Source organism: Rubrivivax gelatinosus (genome assembly GCF_016583785.1).
Lineage (GTDB): Bacteria > Pseudomonadota > Gammaproteobacteria > Burkholderiales > Burkholderiaceae_C > Rubrivivax > Rubrivivax gelatinosus_B.
In genome coordinates, this window is sequence record NZ_NRRU01000240.1 from 1 (window position 1) to 555 (window position 555).

Sequence of the window (555 nt, forward strand, 5' to 3'; positions counted from 1 at the left end):
GCGAGTCGCTGTCGTCGAAGACCAGCTGGTTAAAGCCGATGCCGCCGAACTCGCGCGTCTTGAAGCCAGACAGCGCCGCGGCGTTGTTCTGCGCGTTCTGGCCTTCGGTGGCTTCGCCCGGGCCGGCACCGTGCCAGGCGGGGCTGTGACCTGATGTGAGGTTGCCTTGCGCGCCCGGCGCGTGGTCGCTGCTGGCCGCCAGGGGCGCCAGGTCGGCTTCCGTCTGTGCTCCGCCCGGCGTGGCCGGCACGCCGGCTTCGCCGCGGCCGTTGTACAGCGCGCCTTGCACGATGGGCCGGTCGATGTCGCCTTCGACGAAGCCCACCAGCACTTCCTGGCCGATGCGCGGGATCCACTGCACGCCGTGGCCGCCGCCGGCCCAGCGCTGGATGACGCGCACCCAGGTGGACGAGCGGCTGGTGTCGGCCGCGCGGTGCTCGCCGTCCTGCCACGGGAAGCGCACACGCACGCGGCCCAGGCGGTCGGTGTGGATCTCTTCGGCCGAGGCGGCATCGCCCTCGGGGCCGACGACGGTGGCGGTCTGCAGGCCCGGTG

At 73.2% G+C, this 555-nt stretch carries 1 protein-coding gene; it reads right to left on the reverse strand.

Going from position 1 to position 555, the window contains the following annotated elements; genetic code table 11:
* The coding region (locus tag CKO43_RS25605; RefSeq protein ID WP_242481429.1) for a phage baseplate assembly protein V at positions 1 to 555 on the reverse strand (555 nt) is incomplete at both ends.